Origin of the sequence: Burkholderia sp. Ac-20384, from assembly GCF_017104605.1 — a bacterium.
Lineage (GTDB): Bacteria > Pseudomonadota > Gammaproteobacteria > Burkholderiales > Burkholderiaceae > Burkholderia > Burkholderia lata.
This window is the reverse complement of the sequence record NZ_JAAGPE010000725.1, coordinates 1-767: the sequence shown is the minus strand read 5'-3', so window position 1 is coordinate 767 and position 767 is coordinate 1. Positions and strand designations below refer to the sequence as shown.

At 59.8% G+C, this 767-nt stretch carries 1 protein-coding gene; it reads left to right on the top strand.

Translation table 11 applies throughout. The features are described from left to right. Positions 1 to 177 precede the first annotated feature (177 nt). A partial coding sequence (locus G3O00_RS43045) for a hypothetical protein (RefSeq protein WP_206146639.1) occupies positions 178 to 767 on the top strand: 590 nt, incomplete at its 3' end.

The following is a 767-nucleotide window of genomic DNA, read 5'->3' as shown; positions in this document are numbered from 1 at the left end:
CGTAGAGCAAAATAAATCTGTCACTCCAGAATCCCCGCCGATCTAGGCATCCGGACCCTGAATTGACGACTTTATTGACGGTCTTACCAAAATAAAGTCGTCAATTCGCATATGTCCGGATTAAATTTGTCAACTCGCATCATAGACTTCGAAGCCCGACCGTAAGGCCTTGATCTTATGGACGATTCCCGGCACGCGATGCGGCCGGTTGCGACGCCGCGCCCGCGCGGCGCACCCCGGCTGGACGCCTTCAGCCTCAAACTCGATCGCCGACTGACGCTGTTTCAACGTGGCGCGCCCGAACTGTGGCTGCTCATCGAAACGGATCCCGCTGTCCAATCATTTTGTGAGCGGCCGGGTTACGTGCAGCTCAACGGACAGCGCTACCTCGCCGATTTTTGGGTCCGCTATGCCGACCGCGAAGAGGTGGCCATCCTTTCTGATTCGCTCGCGGACATGCGGCTCCGTGCTGCTCGTCCCAGGTATGAATTGGATGGCGTTCCCGTTCGGTCGGTGACATCAACCGACCTCGCGGTCGCGCGCGCCTGGATCGATAACTGGCGGCACATGCTGCCCTGCCTAGTCGCGGCGCGCGGGTTGGTTGCGTCTTCGCTCCTACGCGCAGTCGAAACTTTCGTGACGATGCCGCATACCTTGCTCGAGATCGAGCGTGAGCTCTCTGTCGGCGATCCGGCGCTGGTCCGTGCGGCGATTTTCGCGCTCGTGTATGCAGGGCACGTGGACGCGGTTGATCTGCGTACCGAGCC